Below are 21,414 nucleotides of genomic sequence, written 5' to 3' on the forward strand. Positions count from 1 at the left end.
CGTACCGCACAGGCACATAAATAGAAAGGATGCTAAATGGCACTTGAAGAAAATACGTTGGAAGATCGTTTGATCAAAATTTCCTCCAGAGAAAGTAACAAAAATCTCATGGTTAGCCCGGACAAAATTTATATTTTTCCGGTACCAAAAACAACCTTCCAATTTTTGGAAAATATTTGGCAATCCTTCACCAATAAAATGGTTTCCCTCGTTGATTTTAACGATGATCCGATTTTTAATTTTTCCATTTTTGAAGTCATCGACCAAGACGAGATGAAAATTGTGGCCACTGCCACTCACTTCAAACTGAAAGAAATTGCAGAACGAAGGAAAATTCCTGGCATTGAGGAATACATCAAAAAATCGAGACCCATTCATTTAGCTGACCCAAGGAACGAATCCGCACGTTTTATCCGAAAAGCGATCATTGATTTTAATAAAGGACTTCGTCCTGAAGTCACTTTTGTAAACCTAAAGGAAGAAGAAATCCATCCTGAAAAAAAGGTACTTCTTTCTGAAACCATGAACCATGCTATTGGGATTCCACTTTTTGTGAATGAAAATCCAATCGGGATATTGTGGGGGATCACAAAAGATCCAATTGCCGAAGATCAAATCAGACCTCTCACCTTACAATTGTATTCACTTTTTGATGTCATCGAATTTGTTGTGGCAAAGGAAATGGAATCCGGAAACGACCATTACATAGCCCAAAAAAATATCGAAAAAGCTGATACAGTTTCTAACTCTCGAAATCTTTTTTATACAACGACTAAGGACCAAAAAGAACCAGTAACCTCTATTATATTCAAATCCCATCAATATAATATTGAATATAGGATGGATGCTTCATTCATCATACCAACGACTGATGGTTATGCGGTATCTTTAAAAAGTTTTACTCCTGAAAAATTAAACAATACAGGAAAAAATTTACTCTTGATTCCAGGATTTTTTTGTAGGCGATCCGTGATGGATAAACTTGCAAAAGAGTTAGCCTTAAAGTATGGATACCGGGTTTTCCTAATGGATATGAGAGGAAGATCTAGGCAAACCATGCCAAAACATGGGAAAAAAGAAGGTTGGACGGTTGACAATTACATCCAAGACGATTTTCCAGAAGTGTTACGATGGATTCGTTGGCATTATCCAAGCGAAAGAACTGTCGTCGTTGGACACAGTATGGGAGGAATGATCCCAAGGTTTTATGTTTCTTCCTATGAAAAGATCAAAGAACTCAAAGAGGAGTTCAATTTACCTCAACCAGAAGAATACATTGCAGGAATTGTTTCGATTACTTCGCCCAATTATATTAGTTTAAAATCCAATTTTATTGGATTGGACACTTTGAAACGTGGGTTTAGTCTGCTCCCTCATAAAATGATTTCGGATATGATTCTAAGTATGGCAAGTTTTTCCATGCAAGCAACCATCCAAACCATTGATTTGAAAAAGTTTTTCAAATTGATCTTAAATTTACATTCAAGTCTACGTAGTTTTAGTTATAATATTGGCACAAAAGTGTTAACGATCAAAGACTTTGTCGGATATAAGGAAATTACTCCACCTGAATGGTACTTTCTAATGGAAGACGTGTTTTGCGAAGAATCAGTATCTGTGATCATGCAATTTTTCCAAAGCCAAATATCGAATGAACAAAGTTTTTGGTCGAATGACGGTCGAATCAATTACACTGAAAATTTTCTCAACAACTTCACGATGCCAATTTATAGTGTAGTGGGAACTGTTGATAAAATTGTTCCAGAAGAAAGTTTAATAGAATTAAAAGATCTAAAATCAGAAAATAAGGTAACCACTTATTATGAGCAGGGACACCTTGGAATCATTTTCCATGGGGAAACTGTTAGAAAAATATGTAAAGGGATGGATGAATGGATCCAAGGATTAAAATAATCTTTGATTCCCCTAACGTCCGCTAAATCTGTTTCGGATCAGCTCCATTTCTTTTAATAAGGTAGCGTCACGACCAGATAGAACATAAGCCCCTCTGACAGGAATACTTGTGATTTCAGAATCTTCAATCACAGTCACAAGTGTTCCAGGAATTTTGGGTTCTAGAAGATAAGTCCAAGATCCACGCATTTTAAAACTAGCATCCGTTAGTTCAATCTTCCACTTACGATTAGGGATCATCTCTTTTAATTCAAAAATCATGTACCCTCCCATATCAGGAGTTTCTAACCATTTTGTGGGAGTACCATCTGGTTTTGATTCTAGAATTTTAATCGCTACAACTTCCTTCCTGCGATTGGGAAGGTCGTTGATATCAGTAATATAATTCCAAATGTCCTCTGGTTCTGCTTTCAGCCACTCACTTGTTTCTTTGTGAAATTTAGATTCTTGGAAATACCCAACAGCAAGGAATAAAACAACGAGCCCAATCAGCAAAAAACTTGTTCCAAAAGCAAAAAGAAGAATCCGTTTCATGACTTTTTTTCTTGCTAAGTGGCAATCAAATCAATCATAATCTTTTCCACAATGAACGCAAATGAAGAGTTAATTCAAAAGTTTTACACTGCCTTCCAAAACAAAGATGGACAAACCATGGTGTCCCTTTACCATCCAGAGATTCAATTTGAAGACCCTGCTTTTGGAAAATTAACAGGAAAAGAAGCTGGAGCCATGTGGCTCATGTTACTTGAAAGGAGCCAAAATTTAACCATTCGATTCTCGAATATCAAAGCGAATGAAACAGAGGGTTCTGCTAATTGGGAAGCTGATTATAGTTTTAGTAAAACAGGTAGACTTGTTCAAAACAAAATCCAAGCAAAATTTACTTTTAAAGATGGTAAGATCATCCAACACAAAGACCAATTTTCTATGTGGAAGTGGTTAGGAATGGCGATGGGACCTATTGGATATTTACTCGGTTGGTGGCCGGCTCTTGGCAACAAAGTAAAAAAAGAAGCCGTCACCGGATTACAATTGTATATGAAACGTAAACGTATGTAGTTTGGTACTAATTATGGGATTGGTAAACAAACCAAATCCCATTTATGGACTTGGCATATTGGAAAGTCCACCAGCATTGATGACTTGTTTGTATCCAATCGATTCTAAAAAGGATTTTGCACTTCCACTTCTACCACCTGACGCACAATAAACGATAATTGTTTGGTTTTTATCACCGAATTCATCCACTCGTTTGGATACTTCATCGATTGGAATATTTTTGGCTGTAGGGAAATGGCCAGAATTAAATTCAGCAACGGTTCTCACATCAACAACAAGAGCACCAGCATCAATTTTTTCTTTGAGTTGTGATTGGTCCATTCCAGAAGTTTTCTTCAATTGGAAAATGATGAATAATACAGCGACAGTTACGATAACAATGAGGATCATTCGATTCAAAATTACTCTCCTACTTTATTAGAATAGACGAATGAAACCGAGTCATTCTGACCAAGTTCTCTAAAAAAACAAGAATAATAACCAGTATGGCAGGCAGCTCCCACTTGGTCGGCGACATACTGCACAAAAAAAGGATTCGTATGGAGGTAAATCTGTTTGAGATTTTGCAAATGGCCCGACTCTTCCCCTTTCACCCATTTTCCATTCCTTGAGCGACTAAAATATGTACCAAAACCTGATTCAATTGCACTAAGCAAACTTTCTTTTTTCCCCCAAGCCAACATCAAATCTTTTCCTGTCAAATCTTGGGCTAAAAAAGGGGAGAGTGGTGGCATTGAATTTACTAATGTTTCCAATTCATTCTGACTGAGTAATAATTTACCATTTTCCCATAACATTTGCTTGGTGGATAATTTTACAGAAGAATCAATTTCTAAAAAACAATCTTCGTCACAATCGACAAACAATTGATTTTTTTCGAAATCAAAATCTTGGATCATAGACACAGTTTGTTTTGAATTCAAAACTTTCACGGATACATCGTGGGATAAAAAATTAGGTTTTGTTAGGATCACAATATCTTTGTCACTTGGAATTTGGATCATGATCAAACCTCAATTGCTAGGATTTCGGTAGTTTTTGTCTTACCACGTAAAGAAAGAGTACCCATTGTTTTAATTTTTAATGTCTGCCTGAATTCTAAAGATGTATGGTCATATAATTCTCTTGAGATTAAAAAATTACGTTTTAGTTCCTTACCCAAGGCTTCAAGTCGACTAGCTGCATTGACTGTGTCACCGATCACTGTATATTCTAGCCGTTTTTCAACCCCTACATTTCCAACAATAACTAAACCATAGTGAATCCCTATTCGGATGGAGATAGATTTTTCTCCATTGGATTCTCTCTTTTGATTCCAGGCAGCTAATGCTTGTATCATGGAGATTCCGGCTTTTATTGAGTTAGTTGCATCATCTTTAGAAGGAATCGGAGTTCCAAAAGTAACCATCATCCCATCGCCAATGAATTTATCTAAGGTACCATGATTTTGGAATACTATCTCTAACATAAAACTATGGTATTCGGATAAAAGTGACATGGTTTTTTCAGGACCTAATGTTTCTGAAATTTGAGTAAAATTGGCAATATCACAGAATAAAACAGCAACCGTAGATTCCTTTCCACCAGGTTTGAAAAATTCGTCCCCTGCTTGGTCTAATTCTGCAACTACATTAGGAGAAAAATAACGAGTGAGTTGTGTCATTTTTACTTCATTTGTTACGGCAGAAAGTACAGTTCGCCTAACACGGTAAGTAAGGTAAGCCAAAAAGAATCCCAAAACTCCTATAATCCCCATGGACATGATGTAGTTGTTTACATGTGCAGCTGGACCAAGGAAAGCTTCCTTAAAACTCTCTGTACTGATAAACCTAGGGTCCTGTTGGGCATACACTAAAATCCCAGCTTGGCTTATCACAACTCCCAAAGCATATAACATTGGATACATGGGTTGTATGCTAAATGCATTGATGATTAGTGTTCCTGCAATGATAAAGTGCAGATAAGTTTTAATGAGATAGGTTCTTGGAACTTGGGATTCTCCACCCACAGCATTATACCATATAAAAGGTAAAATTGTGATGATCACCAAATCGATCACAACACAAAACAAACCAACAAATGAAACGAATTTACCTTTCTTCAAGAATTTTGAAAGTATATACAAAACTACATTCAGCCCTACAGAAATTAATGTAATCGTAAATAATTCGGAAAGGGATTGAGCAACAAAGAAAGTTCCTATAGTAAGGAGACTGAATATAATCATTTTCCCATAGAGACTAAATTTAATCCCTTGGATTTCTTTTTCCCTTAATATTTGTTCTGACTTTGTTGGCATGAATTTATTTCAAAAGATCACCAGGATTTGCATCTCGATCTGGAACAAATAAAGATAAAGTTTTTTCTTTACCTGATGCAAGTAACATCGCTTCTGATAATCCAAATTTCATTTGGCGTGGTTTTAAATTGGCAACAACAACTACTTTTTTACCAACTAACTCTTCGGCTGAATAACTTGCTTTGATTCCCGCAAATACGTTTTTGATTCCTTTTTCTCCTAAATCTACTTTTACAAACAAAAGTTTGTCGGCACCTTCGACGGGATTTGCTTCTTTGATAAGGCCCACTCGCAGTTCCACTTTGGACAATTCATCGATGGTAATAAATCCATCCTCGGAAACTGTACCTACTTTTGTTTCGTTTGTATTTGACTTATTTGGTTCCTGTTTTGATGGACTAGGATTTGATTTTTCAAAGGCTTCTTTTGTTTCTGAGATCATAAGTGAAATATTTTTTTCCTCAACTCGTTTGGATAACATTTGGTATGGGCCAAGAGTTTTGTTTTCAATGGTTTCAGACAGATTTAAAAAATTTAAATCCGGAACTTGGAATAATTCCTTAATTGCTATTGCAATTTTTGGAGTCACGGGAGCCAAGTAGGTGAATAGGATTTTTGCACAATGGAGAGAAGTTGTGACAATCTCCCTTGCTTTTTCCACATCCGTTTTAATTAAGTTCCATGGTGCATAATCATTTACATATTTGTTTACTTTATCACCTAGACCTGTAATTTCACGCATCACCTTAGAATAGTTACGTGATTCATAGGCATCCCTGATTTCAGTTTCTTTATCGAGCAATTCAGAGACTAAGGTTTTTCCTTCGACTGATAATGTTCCAAGTTTACGATCCATCTTGTCCAAAATTGATGTAGAAACTCTTGATACCAAATTTACTAAATTTCCAATTAGGTCGGAATTCACACGGGAAACAAAATCATCAAAGGAGATGTCGACATCTTCCATACCAGAGCTAAGTCGACATGCCATATAAAAACGGAAGTGTTCAATATCCAAATGTTTCGCAAACGTGGAAGCATTGATAAATGTTCCACGAGACTTTGACATCTTTTCTCCGTTCACTGTTAAGAATCCATGTACATTCAATTGATTCGGAGCTTTGTAACCAGAACCCATAAGCATCGCTGGCCAAAACAAACCATGGAAATACAAAATATCTTTTCCTATAAAATGGACAATCTCCCCTTTTCCATCTTTCCAAAACTCATTGAATTTTTTCTCATCCTTTAGGTGATTTAAAGAGGAAGCCATATATCCAATAGGCGCATCTAACCAAACGTAAAAGTATTTGTTTTCTTCTTCTGGGATCGCAAAACCAAAGTAAGGACCATCACGGCTGATGTCCCACTCTTGCAAACCGGATGTAAACCATTCTTGTAATTTCTTTTGGGCACCTTCGTTCAAACGGTTCCCTTCTTCCATCCAAGTTTTTAATTGGTTTTGGAAGTCTTGTAATTTAAAGAACAAATGTTTTGATTCTTTTAAGACAGGAGTGGTTCCACAAATGGAACAATAGGAATCTTTTAAGTCTTTTGGTGAGTAACTAGTTCCACAAACTTCACAAGAATCACCATATTGGTCTTTTGCTCCACATTTTGGACAAGTCCCTTTGATGAAACGGTCAGGTAAAAACATTTTGTCATGTTCGCAATACGACTGTTCAATGTTCCGAGCAACAATATGTCCATTTTTTTTGAGGGTTAAATAAATTGATTCCGAGAACTTTCGATTTTCCTCAGAATTGGTTGTGTAATAATTATCATACTCCACTCCAAACGAAGTCAGATCTTTATAATGTTCCTTTTGTACTTCCTCAATCATGGACTCAGGGGTTTTTCCTGCTTTTTTAGCGGCAATCATGATGGGAGTTCCATGTGTATCATCCGCGCAGAAAAAATAACATTCATTTCCAATTAACTTTTGGAATCGCACCCAAATGTCTGTTTGGACAGCTTCTAATATATGACCTAGGTGGATAGAGCCGTTTGCGTAGGGCAAAGCACTTGTAACTAAAATGTGTTTCGACATAGATTAATTCCAGTTTCCTAACGGGATTTTCCAATTCAGCCTATTTTTGAGAAAAATCAAGAAAAGCGGAAAAAAATGAAGTTGAAGGAAGGGAGATTCACCATAAACTTCCTGTTTGTTATGGCTAAGAAAATCGTTCAAAATTTGAAACAAGTCAAGGGCAATAAAAAGAGTCACCCTGAATCCATTCACAAAACCCTCGATATTGAAAGTGACCTACACATTGAATATGCAAAAGTACTTTTGAGTTTGTGGTCCTACGCCTGTAATGCGGATGGCCAATTCAAAAAAAAGGAAGGGGAAATCGTTGGTGAATTAGTGAATGTCCTGTTTGAACCAGATTGTCTACTCAGTGGATTCCAATCTCAGAAAAAACAAGTATTAGAGATTCTTTCCAAAACATTTGATAACCCTCTACCGATGAAAACCATTTCAAAGGTAGTAGCCGACAGTGATGAATATGCTCTAAATTTTTTCGAGGATGCAGTATGTATTGTGGCATCTGACGGTTCACTAAACCAAGCAGAAACCCAATTCTTAGAAGACTTAGCGAAAGAATTTAAAATTAGTACTATGGATAAAGTAAGAGTCGAAAAAAAATACCTTTCGTAAGTTTATTACGATACTTTCGTTCTCTGTTATTTGGATTTCATCCTATGATGCAAGACCAGGGATGGGAAACGATTTGTTATTTGATACCTAAGAATTGGTTTCGCTTTCAGTAAATCATCTTGGTTTCGAATAACAAATCCAATGTCTATCTGAAATCATTTCTACATTCAACTTATGGCTCATACGAATCGAAGTAATCATATCAGTTACTTCCTCAATTCGAAAAGCTGCAAACAAACTATTTAGAAAATCTGTTTTTAAAACTTCTGGTTCATCTTTCGCATAACGCTCCACTAGTTGGTATGCTTCTGATCTTGAGTTGGGACGTAATAAATCGCAAACAAAGATAAAACTATCGTCATCAATGGACCTCTGGATCGCAGACCAAAACTCAAATGGATTGTGAATGTGATGGAGAAGTGAGTTTGAGAACACTAGTTCAAAACTGGATTCGGGAACAAAGTCTTGAATAAGTTCGTTTTTAAAAAACATTTTATTGTTTCTTTTTTCACCGATTAACGTAAAAAGACGCTTCTGACAATAATTTAACATTAATTTGGAACCATCTAAGTAAGTGAAGTCGGCATTGGGAAATAATGGGAATAATCGAGAAGACATATCTCCAGGCCCACATCCTAAATCTACCACCGAACGTGGCGAAAATTTAAGAGGAAGTCTGTTTTGAAAATGTTTAATGATCATCGAGTGCGCTGTTTCAAATCCAGCATTCGCATACGAATCCACCTGATTTGGTTCGACCATGAGTTCAGGTTCTGGAATGCGAACCAAAGTCTGAAGGTTAGTTTGTTCCCATCTTTTCATTTTGGTATGAGGTACCCTTTTCTATGAAACAAATCATTCTTTCCATTCTTTTCTTTGTCTTTTTGACAAATTGTATGCTAACAGAAGGGATTGGTATTCCCACTTATGGCGCTGTAAAAGGATCTGAAGCCAAAAAAAGAATATCCGATGCAATTTTCGAAGCGGAGTCGACAGCTACTTCATTTTGGTTATCCCAATCCGGTATGAAAGGTGGACAAGGACCAATCTCACCACTTCTCATCATAAACGGTTTCTTAGCAAAAATTTTGTACTCATACATTTCCAAAATTGAGGATAAAGAATCCTTTATGGAATCGTCGGTTCTACAATGTGAATCGGATATTCGCACCAAAGGTGCATTAGTTTTGGGAAGTATCTATGATGGGCTAACAACTACAGGTGGAGTCATAAGAGATGCTTATTTACTTCCTGAGTTCGCATCCTGTGATTTGGAAAAAACAGGAAAAATAATCACAATCGAACCAATTCGATTATAACGAGGTATCAATATGAATCATAAAAAATTAATTGGAATCGCCTTTACAAGTGTATCTTTGTTTTTGTTTCAATGCCAAAAGCCTGTTTCAACTGACAAAGATACACAAGCAACATTAATCGCTGGAATTTTTGGATCCTGTTTTAGTTTGGATTCTTGTTTTGACCAATACGCAAGAACAACAGATGAAGGTGCAAGTTTCCAAGTCTTTGATCAAAATGGATCTCGGATTTATGCGAGACAATCTGTACTCGATTATAGCACTTATAAACCAATTGCTTCTGGATCCAAGTGGGTCACCGCAATTACAGCTATGAGAGTCATAGATTGTAACACAAATAGTGGTACATATGCACAATGCGGGACAGTAACAACTGGAACATGTAATAATGGTGCTGTCGGTGGGGCAATTTCTTTATCTCGTACAACAGCACAAGTGTTAGGTTGGACAGGAACATATGCAAACGTCACCTTACGCCAATTACTTTCTTTTACTTCTGGATTGAATGCGGGGGGTGGTAATGGATCTGGGCAGGCTACCTGTATCTCTACCTTACCAGTTGGTGCTACATCCACCCAAAAAGATACCTGTGTAGGCGAGATTCGAGACCAATCAACTGGAACCCCTGGAGCCTTATTCCAATACAATTCCAACCATATGGCTGTCGCACAACGTATGTTAGAAGTTGCTTGTAACAAAACTTGGGACACAATTTACACTCAGTTAATCCTAACTCCACTTGGATGGGATGCAAGCCAAGCAATTTGGCGAGGGAATTCTAGAGGGGGAACCGATACCGATGGAAGTTTGTCTGGGGCATATGGATTATCCATTTCTCCGGAACATTATGCACGTATGTTGAACGCACTTTTGACCAATGGAACTGCTAAAAACTCCTCTGGTGGAAATATAACAAATTTTTTATCAACAACGTCCGTAACAGAGATTTTGTCTGACCAATACAATGGAGCAAAGATTGGATATTCACAATTTTCTGCATTTGGATACCGATGGCAATATGGATTGGGAAATTGGAGATTTTGTACGGTTACGGATGTTCCCGCAGAATGTGATAAAGACTTGATTTCCCATAGTATAGGAATCAATGGTTTTTACCCTTGGTTGGATCGAAATCGAAATTACATGGCGATCTTAGCAGTAAATAATATTGGTAGAAAAAATGGATTGAGTTTGTTACCACCTTCTTCAACCTCATTATTCTTTGCTGAAACAGTGAGACCAATCATTCATTCACAAATAGGCAGGTAACCATGATCCAAAAACAAACAGTTTTCAAATTCATACTAGGATGTTTCCTATTCGTTCAATTGATTCCACTCTTGGCACAAACACCAGAGTGGTCAGAATCAAAACGTAAAAAAGGAATCCAAGTTCTAACAAGACCAGTCGCTGGCTCCAATATCGAAGAGTTTTTAGGTAAAACAGAAGTTGATGCTTCGATTTCCCAAGTGATTGCCTTACTTGTGGATCCACAATCTTGTAAAAACTTATACCACCAATGCAAAGAGCTGACAGTTCTTTCTGGATCCGAAAAAAAATCATCTGTATATCTAAGGAATGGAGCACCATGGCCTGTCAATGACCGAGATGTCATTATGGATCGTAGTTTTGATCAAAATGATAAAACTCTCACAACTACAATGAAAATGAAACGATTGGATTCAAATGCAAAATCTGCACCTTCTGGTGTGACACGAATGCCAGCGTTTGAAGGGTATTGGAAACTCACTCCCTTAGCCAATGGGAAACTCAAAATTGAGTACCAAGCACATTTTGAGCCAGGTGGATCTGTACCACAATCAGTCATCAACCTAGTACTAACAGACACTCCTTACGAAACTCTATTAAACTTAAAATCATTGGTCGAACAAGGAAAACACAAAGAAGCAAAATATGATTGGATTAAGGAACCTACAGTTACGAACCCATCTAATTAGTTTTATATAAAAACAAATATTGAACCCTATGAATCCATGAATGATGAATGGATTCGTAGGTTAAAAAGCAGTTCGAAGCCCATAAGAAACAAAGTTGGAACCACAGTTTGGATCAGGTGGACAGTACAATCCAAATACTCCAGAACGATGGTGGATCCGTAAAAATAATTCTGTTTTTCGTTCAATCGGAAGGTAAGTGCTGACTTCTACCATCATATAATTGAGAAGTGCCCTCGATTCAATCGCATCCTTTTGTATACCCGATTCCCAATAATATCCCTTGGCCTTATTTTCGAATTTTGGATTTTCAGATGCTAAAGATAATCCTTCTCCTAAGGATAAACTAATCGGAGAATCATAGATACGATTGATTTTAATAATGTAGAATGTATTTGTTTCCCAATGGTTCATTCCACTAAAATGTTTCGTGATGTTTGTTTCCCATAAAAAATCAAACCAACGAATTCGATAATCCAACGGCCGACTAACACCAATTGTACCTATATAAGATTCTTTATAGTCTGTTTTTTGCCGAAAAACAATTGGGATCAGGTCTGTGGTTGTAAAAATCCCTCCATACAAAACAATATTCCAATTTTCTTTCGGAATGGATACTGAACTAAGGAATTGAAACGGAAGGAAAAAAATACTAAGCAAAAAAGTTTGGACTGTAATTTTTGAGAGTCTCATTTGTATCAATTGAACTTACATGATTATGGTTGGAACCAATCTTGGTTTCTTTTTTCCCATTCTGTCAGTTGCAAATGAATCACTTCATAATTCTGTAAAAACAGTCTCCTTAAAAACAATTCATACTCTTTACAATTTTCAGAATGAGTTTGCTCCAAAGACTCACGGAGTTTGGAAGGTTTTTCTTGGATACAGTATTTTTGTAAATTGGAAGGATATCGATTTGCGTTTAACATGGGAGCAATGACGCTCGAGCCAGTACCGATATAAAATGGCATAGGTGCCCATATCGTTTCATAAGTAGATAAAAAAGAAATACGATGTAAATTTGTTTCCCCAGATGTCCAGACCAACTCCGCTTCTGTTTCCATTGTTCCATAGTAGACCATCGTAAGAGCTAATAAACTAATCCCAATACTTTTGAAAGGCCTTTGGCTTTCATTTCGAATGACAAGCGTTAAATTATCTATATTGGTTAATTCAAATCCGCGATCCCATCGTGGAAGTTCGTTCGGATTATGTGGTTTTTTTTGCGGAAGTTGATGCAACTGGTTTGGATCAGGAGGAGGCAAAGGAACCGTTGTTAAATCTGCAACGTTCACTTGGTCATCAATGAGAATTGCAGGTGGAACAGGAAAAACCTCAGGAAATACTTTTGCAAGTATGGGATCCGTCGTTGTCCAACGAATGGATATTGGTTTATTTTTCGAAAGTTTTGCTTCAGAACTGAGTTCTGGCATTGGAGTTTTGCACGTTACGTTCAAAACCAATAGAGTAAAAATATAAAATACAAAATGTAACTTCATATAACAGAAATAAGATTCTGGTAATACGTTAGACTTCATTTCAAATAAGAGAAAGTTTTTTATCCATTTGGTTTTTGCGATAGGCATAAAAAAAGCCTGAAAGTTCAGGCTTTTTAACAGTAGATGTCGTATGTTTTATGACATTTCGACAAATGTTTGAGTGGTTCTGTACCGAAGGGAAATTCCTTTCGGTACAGAAGATTTTCTTTTTAAGAAGCGAGTGCTTGGTCAAGAAGGTCTTTCGCTACAACGCGAAGGGCCATTACTTCTTCCGCACCTTCAAAGATTGAGAATACTCGAGCATCTACGAAATAACGTGATACTGGATATTCTTCTGCATAACCCATACCACCATGAATTTGCATTGCTTCACGAGTCACCCACTCAGCTATTTTGGATGCATACAATTTTACAAGTGTTGCTTCCATTTGGCCTTTGTGGTCATCGAGTAACGTTGCTACATAGTTTGTGTATTGGCGAGTTGCTTGGGTGATCATTGCCATCTTCGCAATTTTGAACTTAGTTAATGTATAATCGTAAATTGGTTTTGCGAATACTTTACGTTCTTGGGAATAACGAAGTGCTGCTTCAAGAGCTGCTTGCATCACACCGTTGGCACGAGCTGCAGTTTGGATCCTTCCACCAGCAAATCCTTCCATTTGGAAGTAAAAACCTTTTCCACGACCAGCATCACCACCAAGTAGGTTTTCTTTAGGAACAAAGTAGTCTTCAAAAGATACTTCGTAAGAGTGCATTCCACGGTAACCAATCGTTCCGATTGCTTTTCCTTGGATGGACCCACCACCTTCTTGTTTGTAGCTGAACTCATGTCCTTCAAAGGATGGTTTTTCAGCAAGAAGGATCGAAAGACCTCTGTGTTTGAGACTAGGATCAGACTCTGTGCGGCAAAGGATGAGAAGTAAGTTTGCATACCCTGCAAATGTACACCAAGTTTTCACACCGTTGATGACAAATCCACCTTCTACTTCTTTTGCTGTTACGGAAACTCCGGCAACATCTGAACCGTAGTTAGGTTCTGTTACCATGATCCCTGCAAATTTTTCACCAGATGCAAGAAGTGGTAACCATTTGTTTTTTTGTTCTTCAGTTCCCCCTTTGAGGAGAGCTTTCGACATGATTTCTGGACGAGTGATGAGGGAACCTGCTGCTCCGAGTGAGCCTCTAGAGAGTTCTTCTGTTACCACTAACATAGAGATGTTGTCAGGGCGATCGTTTGGTTGGATTCCACCAAACTGTTCTGGAATACAAAGACCAAAACATCCCATGTCGCGAAGGCCATTGATGATCTCTTGTGGGATCAAATCATCATGTCTATGAACATGTTCTGCGTGAGGAACAACTACGTTTTCAGCAAAGTCTTTGAAAATTCCACGGAAGTTTTCGTGGTCTTCCGAAAGTCCATAAGCACCAAAATGTCCAAGATCAACGATCTTATCTACGATGGCTTCGTAGTTTTCCATTTTCGATGCGGCTTCAACGAACGCATTGATTTCATCGGAAAACAATTTGGAAAATAATTCCTGGTATGTAAGTTCATATTCTGCAGGTCGAGCAGCCAATTCAGAACGTATGCTAGAAACAGTTTCCGCCACAAATGTGAGCGCCATTTTCTGTTCCAATTCACCAGTTCCTTTGGAAGCGTCCCAAGCATATACGATGAAGTTTTCAGCTACACGTTGTTGTGCTGTCATCCAAGCAAGTTGGTAAAACACATGTTGCGTTTTGTCCATTTTGCTAATGGAAACTTTACCGTTGTCGGAATTTTTCTGTGCGAGTCGTTTCGTAACTTCATTGAGGAGGGCGGCTTGGGCGTTCAATGCCTTCTCCGCCTGGGATTTTTCGAGTTTCACTGCCGTTGCGGTCATGTGTTTAACGTTCCTGCGGGTGGTTTTCTTCCACTATACGGAAGGAAAGTACCCTGTCATTTTCATTTTTAGACTAGGTTTTGGGTTTGAGTTGGTGAAAACTGTCCCGAAGATAGATTTTAGGAAAGAAATAATTGAAAATTATCGGAATTGATCCAGGGTCCCACCGAGTGGGATATGCCATCTTGTCCTTCCCTGAGGGACTACGCCGTAACCCGACGCTTTTGGGCTATGGGACAATTGAAGTGGCACCCAAAACCCCTTCTCCTGATAATTTACTGCAAATCCGAAGGGAACTCCAGGCCATTCTCACCGAACACAAACCGGAATGGGCAGCTGTGGAAGAACTGTTTTTCGTACAAAACACAACAACAGGAATGAAAGTTTCAGAATCTCGAGGTGTGATTTTACTCACCTTAGGCGAAAATCAAATTCCCATGGTGTCATTAACAGCCACTCAAATCAAAAAAGGAATTTCTGCCAAAGGGAACGCCACCAAAAAAGAAGTTAGGGCAGCGATCCAAATGATTTTAGGTTTTAAAGACCTAAAAGGCCACGACGACTCTTGGGACGCCATCGCTTGTGCCTTTGTAGGTCGTTCTTTAGTTGGAAGTACTCCGAGCCAAATTCATTGATAAAAAGATTTCATTCTTTTGTTCACGACTTGCATTCGCTGTCACTGTTGAAAAACCAGTGGTGATTTCTAAATCTCCCTTTTTTAGTCCCTCGATCACACTATCCGCATACTCATCCAAATTGAGTCCCGCCGTATGTGTGTTAGGGATTCCCAAATCGGTATCAACCATCGGTGGAGAAACTTCAATGACTTCAATGGGATGGTTACGAAATTGAAATCGTAAGGTCAATGTGAAGGAATGTAATGCCGCTTTTGTGGCACTATAAACTGGAGCATACGCCAAAGGTATATGGGATAAACCAGAAGTCGTATTTAAAATGACCGCATTCTTCTTTGCAAACAAGTGTTTAGCGAATAACATCGAAAGATGAATCGGTGCACCTAAATTTACATCAATTTCTTTTCCAAGAAGACTCCAAGGTTCTTGTTCATTTAATTTTGGATACCTTTGGATCCCTGCATTATTAAATAAAACATTCAGTTCTGGAAAATCTTTCGTCGTTTCATAGAATAATCTTTCTCTTTCTTCCGGACGGGAAATATCGATACAATATGTGCCCCAATTAGGGAAAGATCGTTTGATCTCTTCCATTTTTTTTTCGTTTGTTCCACAAACAAGAATTTGATTTCCAAGTTCAGAGAATCGTTTTGCGAGTGCGAAGCCTATCCCACTCGTTCCACCTGTTATTAAGATTGTATTTCCATTCAATTGCATTGGTTCGTACCACCCCTACTTACATTAATAATATTTTGTAAGTTACAAAAAGTCAAGTCCGTAAGTTTACAAACTGACATTTTTTTCGTTTTGTAATTTGAGATTGACCCTCCCGATTTTCTCCGGAAACTTTCCTTATGCCAAGAACCGGTTTAACAGCCACGGAAATCAAAGACAAGGCAGTGGAAATTGCGATCGACCAAATGCGTGCCAAAGGATTTGAAAAAGTTCGATTGGTGGATGTAGCCAAAGAAATGGGGATTAGCCATGCGGCTCTCTATTCCCATTTCCAAGACAAAACTGCACTTTTTGATGCTGTTTCGGAACGATGGCTAACAAAATTGGATGAGAAACAAGATTTGCTTGTAACAGAAAAAAGGGACCCCATCCAAAAGATCCTGACATGGTTTCTTAATTTACACCGAATGAAATTGGAAAAAGTAAAACTGGATCCTGAATTGTATAAAGCATTTGATATGGCAGCAGAAGAGTCAAAACCCTTCATTCAAACCCACTTGTCCAATATGCAAAACCAAATGGGTAAACTTGTGACAGAAGCCATAAACCAAAAAAAAATCAAAAAGAGAGATGTGAAGTTAGTCACTGACATTCTGATTTCTGCTGGAACAGCTTTTACCCACCCAAAACTTGTTGCTCAACATTGCGAGGTAGATCGTGAAACTTTATTAGCGGATACGATAGAGGCAGTATTAAAAGGATTAGGTTAAAACAAATTTAAATCATGAAATCGATATGATCCGGTTTCCAAATTTAAACTTTGAAAACCAGAAACAAAAGTTTCGCAATTACTTTCGTTCTCCAGCTAGAAACCTAGCAGTGTTTACATTTCGGATTGTCATTGACTGGTACAATTTGTGACTAATTAGTTTGGCGAGTTGGCTTTTATTTACATTTTCTCTTTTGATATTCCAGACGATGGCACCTTTTACATATCGGATCTCTAAAAATTCTTTCTTAATAGGTAGTTCATCTATCAATCTTTTTGAATCAAATTCTGGAAACAAGTACGCAACATCCGTTCTTTGTGTTGGATCATTTAGCCAATCTTCTGGAATGGCCTTTGCGATTTTCTTCATTTCATTTTCCGTCTTAACGATGGTTGGGATTTCAAAATCAAAGGTATTTTGAAAACACTTTTGAATTTTCATTAAAACGGATTTGGTATCTAACTCTGATTCAAAAAGAATATTACCAGAGTTAATATAAGTCGAAACCTGAATGAAGCCTAAGGATTCAAAGAGGGTTCTTAATTGTTTCATATCAACTTTTCGATTCCCTCCTACATTGATTCCTCTAAATAGTGCGATGTATTTCATCCTGAATTAAAAGCCAATCTCTACTTTTGATCAAATTCCCAGATCATTTCGTTAAGGTTTTGGACAAACCAAAAGGAAATCTTCGAATACCTGTGAAATGAGTAGTTTGTCTTTATAAACAAGACCTGTACTTCCAGCAGAAATTTCCGCACCTTCGTTTGCATAAACCTCGGTTACTACTTTCGTTTCTGGGTTGATTTTAAACACACGAGTGGGAGCTAAATTGTTTCGGTTCATCACGTGCCGAATGAATTTGTAAGCGGACTCATGTGCTGCAACCCATAACATCCCCGAATCGTCTTCTAAAATATTATCAGGCCCTGCACCAATTGGTATGGATTCTAAATACTTTAAACTAATTCTGCCATCCTCACGATTTACTTCATACAATCGAATCTGTTTTTCCGAAAATACAGATCGATACAATAACTCTTGTTTGCCTTGTTTACGAATGTATATTCCATTTCCTAACATCACAGGAACTCCCAATGATTGAAAAGTTTTTCCATCATAATAGGATACATCAGCTCGACCACTCCGAATGATCATATCCCAATACTTTCTAAAAGTTTGGCTTGTTCCATTGTCATTGGATGTAAAAATTTCACCTGATTCATTCATGAATAAATCATTTGGACTTGTAAGAGATGGATCACTTAATGTTTTTGTATGAGTCCATTTTCCTGCTTTTGAACGTTCGAATATTTCAATTGTATGTGGGATATCTTCTTGGAGTGTGTGCGAAATCACGGCAAGTGTATCCACTCCTTTCACTTTCGCATAACTAATTCCATGTGGCCTAAAATTCTCTGGGTAATTCGTTTCTACTTTTTTGGCTAACAATTTCTGTTTGGGATCCGAGAATGAAATTTCGAACAAAGCACCTATATCTTTGAGTCCATTCCTCCTTTCATGAGAGGAAACAATTACGATTGAGGACTCTCGGATGATATCGAAGTCTTCTGGGCCTGGTGTACCTGAGATTCGTTCACAACCAACGATTGGTTTTTCTTGGATTTGGCCTCCACAATTGAAAAGGGAGACCAAAATGGAAAAAATGAGGAAAAAGAGCCGAAAAGGAGTCAAACGCATGAGAGTAGTTTACCGTAAGAATTCAGATTCCACTATCAATTTCTTTCTCGACATTATTGTGCAGTGCAAAATAATGGAATCCAGAAGGAGTCCCCTCCGATGAGCAACGTGGAAAACAAACTACAAGATATCGTGAACGCTGGAATTGGTGCTGTTAAAACTTCCAAAGAAGTATGGGAGAAACTCGTTGTGGATCTTAACGAGAAAAAAAGCCAATTCGAAACCAACTTTCAAAAATTGAAAGAACAAGGGGAAAGTGACACAAGTGATAAAGCCCTAAAAGTGAAAATGGGAGTTGCTTGGGGAATTGTTCGATTCGAAGAACTCAAAGACAATGTTGTGAAGTATCTAGACAAGGTAAAAGAAACAAACGATCAAAAACCTTCTTAAGTTTTATTTTTTCATCTCACCATCCTGAATTTTCTACCGGCAGGTTTGTGCTCAAACCTGCTGGGTTTTTTGCACAAACACTAACCAAACATCGGAGTGACCGGATTTGAACCGGCGACCCCTTGCCCCCCAGACAAGTGCGCTACCGCTGCGCTACACCCCGTGTTATGAAATCCAAAAACCTGAACAGATCCTCTTGGTCAAGCCTTACAAACGGAAGACTTAACTTAGGATTCCGTACCTAAATTATCAGGAGAAATCGCCCAAATGATTTGGCCATGGTTAAATTTTTCTCGCGCAACATTGATGGCAATTGTGGATCCAGGTTGGAAAACTAAATTTTCTGCTACACTAGAATTCCCTAATAATTTGGCTGCGAAGTAAGTGATATCTGGATTATGACCAACTAACAAAACAGTGTCGGAATTACTAAAATTCACCAAACAAGATATAATGTCGGTGCAACCTCTACCGGCTGCTAAATCGTCAGATGCGACCATTTCTCCATTGTATTTTAATTCTTCGGAAAGAATTTCAGCAGTGTGTTTGGTTCTGGTATATGGACTATAATAGACTTGTTTGACGGATAAAGATGAGTTTTTAATAAATTTACCGATTTTGTGAATGTCACTTCTTCCTTTATCGGTTAGTTCTCGTTGTGAATCGGAAATGGTAGGGGTGGAGTTTTCTGCCTCACCGTGACGAACCAAAATGATCTTCATACTATCTCCTAATCCCAAGATTGAAACTAAGGATTTCCCAAGAAACAAAAAATTAAGGATTTTCTTGCGAAAATGGATGAAAGAGACATTCTAACATTTATGACAAACAAACCCTACCGAAAAAATGTAGGAATGGTAGTATTTAACTCTTTGGGAAAAGTAATTGTGGGAGAACGGATTCAATTTCCTGGATCTTGGCAATTTCCTCAAGGAGGAATCGATGAAGAAGAAGATTATTTAGATGCCGCAAAACGAGAATTATATGAAGAGCTTGGAATCAAAAAAGCTATTTATGTAACTGAATACCCTGATTGGATTCCATATGATTTTCCAAACTCTTTAGGACTCAATTCTCATTTACAAAAGTTTCGTGGTCAATTACAACGATGGATTTTGTTTTATTGGGATGGGGAATTAGAAGAATGTGATTTGGTTCACCATGAACAAGAGTTTTTGACCGTAATCCATATGGAAATCGAGGACACAATCCGAGCTGTTGTTGATTTTAAACGCCCTGTTTATGAAAAGTTTGTTCCTCTTTTTAAATCGGCGATTCAAAATTACATTGCAGAGAATGTTAAATCAAAGTAAGGTAATTGTAGGAGACAATCTTTGGGAAAATCAGAAGAAGCAAGAGCAAGAATTTTAATACGGGGAACCGTACAGGGTGTTGGATTTCGTTATTATATCCTACAAAAAGCCCAAGAAATGAGACTCAAAGGTTATACTCAAAACTTACCAAATGGGGAAGTGGAAGCAGTTGTAGAAGGTGATAAACTTTTTATCGAAGATTTATACAGAGCAATGCAACGAGGACCTACAAAAGCAAAGGTAAAGGATCATGTCATTGAATGGAGTGATCCCAAAAATCAATTTAAAACTTTTTTAATTAAGAAATAACATGAAAAAAAGAAGACTTGGCAAAACAGGTATGGTGGTTTCTGAAATTTGTATGGGAACCATGACATTTGGTTCCTCATGTAACGAAGATGAGGCGTTTAGAATTTTAGACAAAGCTTATGATTCTGGGATTGATTTTTATGATACAGCAGAAATTTATCCTGTACCACCTCAAAAATCTTGGGTACACCGAACAGAAGAGATTTTTGGAAAATGGCTAAAAACAAAACCAAGAGATGGAATCATCTTAGCAACAAAAGTTGCTGGTCCTGGGCATGGATGGTTTAGTCCACCTTTACGCGAAGGAAAAACTGCTCTTGATAAACATCACATTCGACGTGCCATTGAAGGTTCCTTACAAAGGTTAGGTGTCGAAACTATCGATTTGTACCAAACTCATTGGCCTGATCATGATGTAGCTTATGACGAAACAATGGAAGCACTCACCGAATTGAAAGAAGAAGGTAAAATTCGATATGCTGGATGTTCCAATGAAACTTCTTTTGGACTCATGAAAAGTCTTTGGACATCGGATAAATACAATTTAGTCCGATATGATTCCATCCAAAATAATTTTTCAATTCTCAATCGTCGTTTTGAAGATGAATTAGCTCAAGTTTGTCGTAAAGAAGGTGTTTCCCTGTTACCTTATTCTCCATTGGCAGGAGGAGTGTTAACTGGAAAATACAATGGTACTACAAAACCGGAGGGAGCTCGTTTTGTTCGGTATATGGCAGAAGGGGAAAGACAAAAAAGAATGTCCAACCGATTCTTAAATGAACAAACGTTAGCATCTACAAAAGAATTGATGGAAATTGCAAATAAATATGGGATGAGTGTCACAGTGATGTCTGTTGCTTGGAGTAAACAACATGATTTTGTTGCCTCTACAATTATTGGTGCGAATACCGTGGAACAACTTGAAGAATCTTTAAAAGCTACAGATGTTATTTTATCTGATGAAATATTATCCGAGATTAATGCTGTATCCAAAAAAATTCAATACCCAATGGGCTAAGGACCTATTT

25 protein-coding genes and 1 tRNA gene are annotated in these 21,414 nt (G+C 37.7%); 12 read left to right on the forward strand and 14 right to left on the reverse strand.

Annotated features, from left to right (window positions below; translation table 11 throughout):
• Positions 1–36 precede the first annotated feature (36 nt).
• The gene (locus tag ND812_RS02150) at positions 37–1,914 is read left to right on the forward strand and encodes an alpha/beta fold hydrolase (RefSeq protein ID WP_407658433.1); all 1,878 of its coding nucleotides are present in this window, start codon (positions 37–39) and stop codon (positions 1,912–1,914) included.
• A 12-nt stretch (positions 1,915–1,926) separates the two neighbouring features.
• Here ND812_RS02150 and ND812_RS02155 read toward each other — a convergent pair whose 3' ends face one another.
• Positions 1,927–2,448 carry an SRPBCC family protein gene (locus tag ND812_RS02155; RefSeq protein WP_265374070.1) on the reverse strand — a complete coding sequence of 174 codons (522 nt, stop codon included), beginning with the start codon at positions 2,446–2,448 and terminating at the stop codon, positions 1,927–1,929.
• Between the two features lie 51 nt (positions 2,449–2,499).
• Between ND812_RS02155 and ND812_RS02160 the strand changes: the two genes are divergently transcribed.
• A complete protein-coding gene (locus ND812_RS02160) occupies positions 2,500–2,973 on the forward strand; it encodes a nuclear transport factor 2 family protein (protein WP_265374071.1) in 474 nt (157 codons plus the stop codon).
• Between the two features lie 42 nt (positions 2,974–3,015).
• Here ND812_RS02160 and ND812_RS02165 read toward each other — a convergent pair whose 3' ends face one another.
• From ND812_RS02165 to metG, 4 genes are read right to left on the reverse strand one after another with little or no spacing between them, the layout of a single operon-like run.
• Entirely contained in the window at positions 3,016–3,372 is a 357-nt protein-coding gene (locus ND812_RS02165) for a rhodanese-like domain-containing protein (RefSeq protein WP_265374072.1), read from the reverse strand.
• A 2-nt stretch (positions 3,373–3,374) separates the two neighbouring features.
• Complete coding sequence (locus ND812_RS02170; protein ID WP_265374073.1) at positions 3,375–3,977, reverse strand: phosphoribosyl-AMP cyclohydrolase; 603 nt, start codon at positions 3,975–3,977, stop codon at positions 3,375–3,377.
• A 2-nt stretch (positions 3,978–3,979) separates the two neighbouring features.
• Positions 3,980–5,272 carry an adenylate/guanylate cyclase domain-containing protein gene (locus ND812_RS02175; protein ID WP_265374074.1) on the reverse strand — a complete coding sequence of 431 codons (1,293 nt, stop codon included), beginning with the start codon at positions 5,270–5,272 and terminating at the stop codon, positions 3,980–3,982.
• Between the two features lie 4 nt (positions 5,273–5,276).
• A complete protein-coding gene (metG, locus tag ND812_RS02180) occupies positions 5,277–7,322 on the reverse strand; it encodes a methionine--tRNA ligase (RefSeq protein WP_265374075.1) in 2,046 nt (681 codons plus the stop codon).
• Positions 7,323–7,442: 120 nt separating this feature from the next.
• Between metG and ND812_RS02185 the strand changes: the two genes are divergently transcribed.
• Positions 7,443–7,934: a tellurite resistance TerB family protein gene (locus ND812_RS02185; RefSeq protein ID WP_407658434.1), complete on the forward strand. Its 492-nt coding sequence runs from the start codon at positions 7,443–7,445 to the stop codon at positions 7,932–7,934.
• Between the two features lie 114 nt (positions 7,935–8,048).
• Here the strand turns inward: ND812_RS02185 and ND812_RS02190 are convergent, their stop codons facing one another.
• The gene (locus ND812_RS02190) at positions 8,049–8,756 is read right to left on the reverse strand and encodes a class I SAM-dependent methyltransferase (protein ID WP_265374077.1); all 708 of its coding nucleotides are present in this window, start codon (positions 8,754–8,756) and stop codon (positions 8,049–8,051) included.
• 23 nt (positions 8,757–8,779) lie between these two features.
• Here ND812_RS02190 and ND812_RS02195 point away from each other — a divergent pair, with 23 nt between their 5' ends.
• From ND812_RS02195 to ND812_RS02205, 3 genes are read left to right on the forward strand one after another with little or no spacing between them, the layout of a single operon-like run.
• Positions 8,780–9,253 carry a TIGR04452 family lipoprotein gene (locus ND812_RS02195; RefSeq protein WP_265374078.1) on the forward strand — a complete coding sequence of 158 codons (474 nt, stop codon included), beginning with the start codon at positions 8,780–8,782 and terminating at the stop codon, positions 9,251–9,253.
• Between the two features lie 12 nt (positions 9,254–9,265).
• Positions 9,266–10,522, forward strand: a complete 1,257-nt coding sequence (locus ND812_RS02200) for a serine hydrolase domain-containing protein (protein ID WP_265374079.1) — start codon at positions 9,266–9,268, stop codon at positions 10,520–10,522.
• 2 nt (positions 10,523–10,524) lie between these two features.
• Entirely contained in the window at positions 10,525–11,211 is a 687-nt protein-coding gene (locus tag ND812_RS02205) for an START domain-containing protein (protein ID WP_265374080.1), read from the forward strand.
• Between the two features lie 60 nt (positions 11,212–11,271).
• Here the strand turns inward: ND812_RS02205 and ND812_RS02210 are convergent, their stop codons facing one another.
• From ND812_RS02210 to ND812_RS02220, 3 genes are all read right to left on the reverse strand, one after another.
• Positions 11,272–11,901 (reverse strand): hypothetical protein, encoded by a 630-nt coding sequence (locus ND812_RS02210; RefSeq protein WP_265374081.1) that lies wholly within the window; start codon positions 11,899–11,901, stop codon positions 11,272–11,274.
• A gap of 23 nt (positions 11,902–11,924) precedes the next feature.
• Complete coding sequence (locus ND812_RS02215; protein WP_265374082.1) at positions 11,925–12,794, reverse strand: hypothetical protein; 870 nt, start codon at positions 12,792–12,794, stop codon at positions 11,925–11,927.
• 122 nt (positions 12,795–12,916) lie between these two features.
• Entirely contained in the window at positions 12,917–14,593 is a 1,677-nt protein-coding gene (locus tag ND812_RS02220) for an acyl-CoA dehydrogenase family protein (protein WP_265374083.1), read from the reverse strand.
• A 134-nt stretch (positions 14,594–14,727) separates the two neighbouring features.
• Between ND812_RS02220 and ND812_RS02225 the strand changes: the two genes are divergently transcribed.
• Positions 14,728–15,228, forward strand: a complete 501-nt coding sequence (locus ND812_RS02225; RefSeq protein WP_265374084.1) for a crossover junction endodeoxyribonuclease RuvC — start codon at positions 14,728–14,730, stop codon at positions 15,226–15,228.
• Here the strand turns inward: ND812_RS02225 and ND812_RS02230 are convergent.
• The gene (locus ND812_RS02230) at positions 15,196–15,945 is read right to left on the reverse strand and encodes an SDR family oxidoreductase (RefSeq protein WP_265374085.1); all 750 of its coding nucleotides are present in this window, start codon (positions 15,943–15,945) and stop codon (positions 15,196–15,198) included. The two genes, ND812_RS02225 and ND812_RS02230, sit on opposite strands and share 33 nt — an antisense overlap.
• 137 nt (positions 15,946–16,082) lie before the next feature.
• Here ND812_RS02230 and ND812_RS02235 point away from each other — a divergent pair, with 137 nt between their 5' ends.
• Entirely contained in the window at positions 16,083–16,673 is a 591-nt protein-coding gene (locus tag ND812_RS02235) for a TetR/AcrR family transcriptional regulator (protein WP_265374086.1), read from the forward strand.
• Positions 16,674–16,751: 78 nt separating this feature from the next.
• On the opposite strand, the gene ND812_RS02240 is transcribed toward ND812_RS02235, so the two are convergent.
• Both ND812_RS02240 and ND812_RS02245 read right to left on the reverse strand, forming a co-directional pair.
• Positions 16,752–17,282, reverse strand: a complete 531-nt coding sequence (locus ND812_RS02240; RefSeq protein WP_265374087.1) for a DUF1697 domain-containing protein — start codon at positions 17,280–17,282, stop codon at positions 16,752–16,754.
• A 51-nt stretch (positions 17,283–17,333) separates the two neighbouring features.
• Positions 17,334–18,374 (reverse strand): arylesterase, encoded by a 1,041-nt coding sequence (locus ND812_RS02245; RefSeq protein WP_265374088.1) that lies wholly within the window; start codon positions 18,372–18,374, stop codon positions 17,334–17,336.
• Between the two features lie 99 nt (positions 18,375–18,473).
• Between ND812_RS02245 and ND812_RS02250 the strand changes: the two genes are divergently transcribed.
• Complete coding sequence (locus ND812_RS02250) at positions 18,474–18,764, forward strand: LIMLP_16025 family protein (RefSeq protein ID WP_407658435.1); 291 nt, start codon at positions 18,474–18,476, stop codon at positions 18,762–18,764.
• A 91-nt stretch (positions 18,765–18,855) separates the two neighbouring features.
• On the opposite strand, the gene ND812_RS02255 is transcribed toward ND812_RS02250, so the two are convergent.
• Both ND812_RS02255 and sixA read right to left on the reverse strand, forming a co-directional pair.
• Positions 18,856–18,927 (reverse strand) — tRNA-Pro (locus ND812_RS02255).
• A 64-nt stretch (positions 18,928–18,991) separates the two neighbouring features.
• Positions 18,992–19,486, reverse strand: coding sequence for a phosphohistidine phosphatase SixA (gene sixA, locus ND812_RS02260; RefSeq protein ID WP_265356643.1), 495 nt, complete (start codon positions 19,484–19,486; stop codon positions 18,992–18,994).
• Positions 19,487–19,558: 72 nt separating this feature from the next.
• Here sixA and ND812_RS02265 point away from each other — a divergent pair, with 72 nt between their 5' ends.
• Genes ND812_RS02265 through ND812_RS02275 form a run of 3 tightly spaced genes read left to right on the forward strand, consistent with a single transcriptional unit; the run spans position 19,559 to position 21,404 of the window.
• Complete coding sequence (locus tag ND812_RS02265; RefSeq protein ID WP_265374089.1) at positions 19,559–20,077, forward strand: RNA pyrophosphohydrolase; 519 nt, start codon at positions 19,559–19,561, stop codon at positions 20,075–20,077.
• 21 nt (positions 20,078–20,098) lie between these two features.
• Positions 20,099–20,386 carry an acylphosphatase gene (locus ND812_RS02270; RefSeq protein WP_100725711.1) on the forward strand — a complete coding sequence of 96 codons (288 nt, stop codon included), beginning with the start codon at positions 20,099–20,101 and terminating at the stop codon, positions 20,384–20,386.
• Between the two features lies 1 nt (position 20,387).
• Entirely contained in the window at positions 20,388–21,404 is a 1,017-nt protein-coding gene (locus ND812_RS02275) for an aldo/keto reductase (protein WP_265374090.1), read from the forward strand.
• Positions 21,405–21,414 lie beyond the last annotated feature (10 nt).

It is taken from the genome of Leptospira limi, assembly GCF_026151395.1.
Lineage (GTDB): Bacteria > Spirochaetota > Leptospiria > Leptospirales > Leptospiraceae > Leptospira_A > Leptospira_A limi.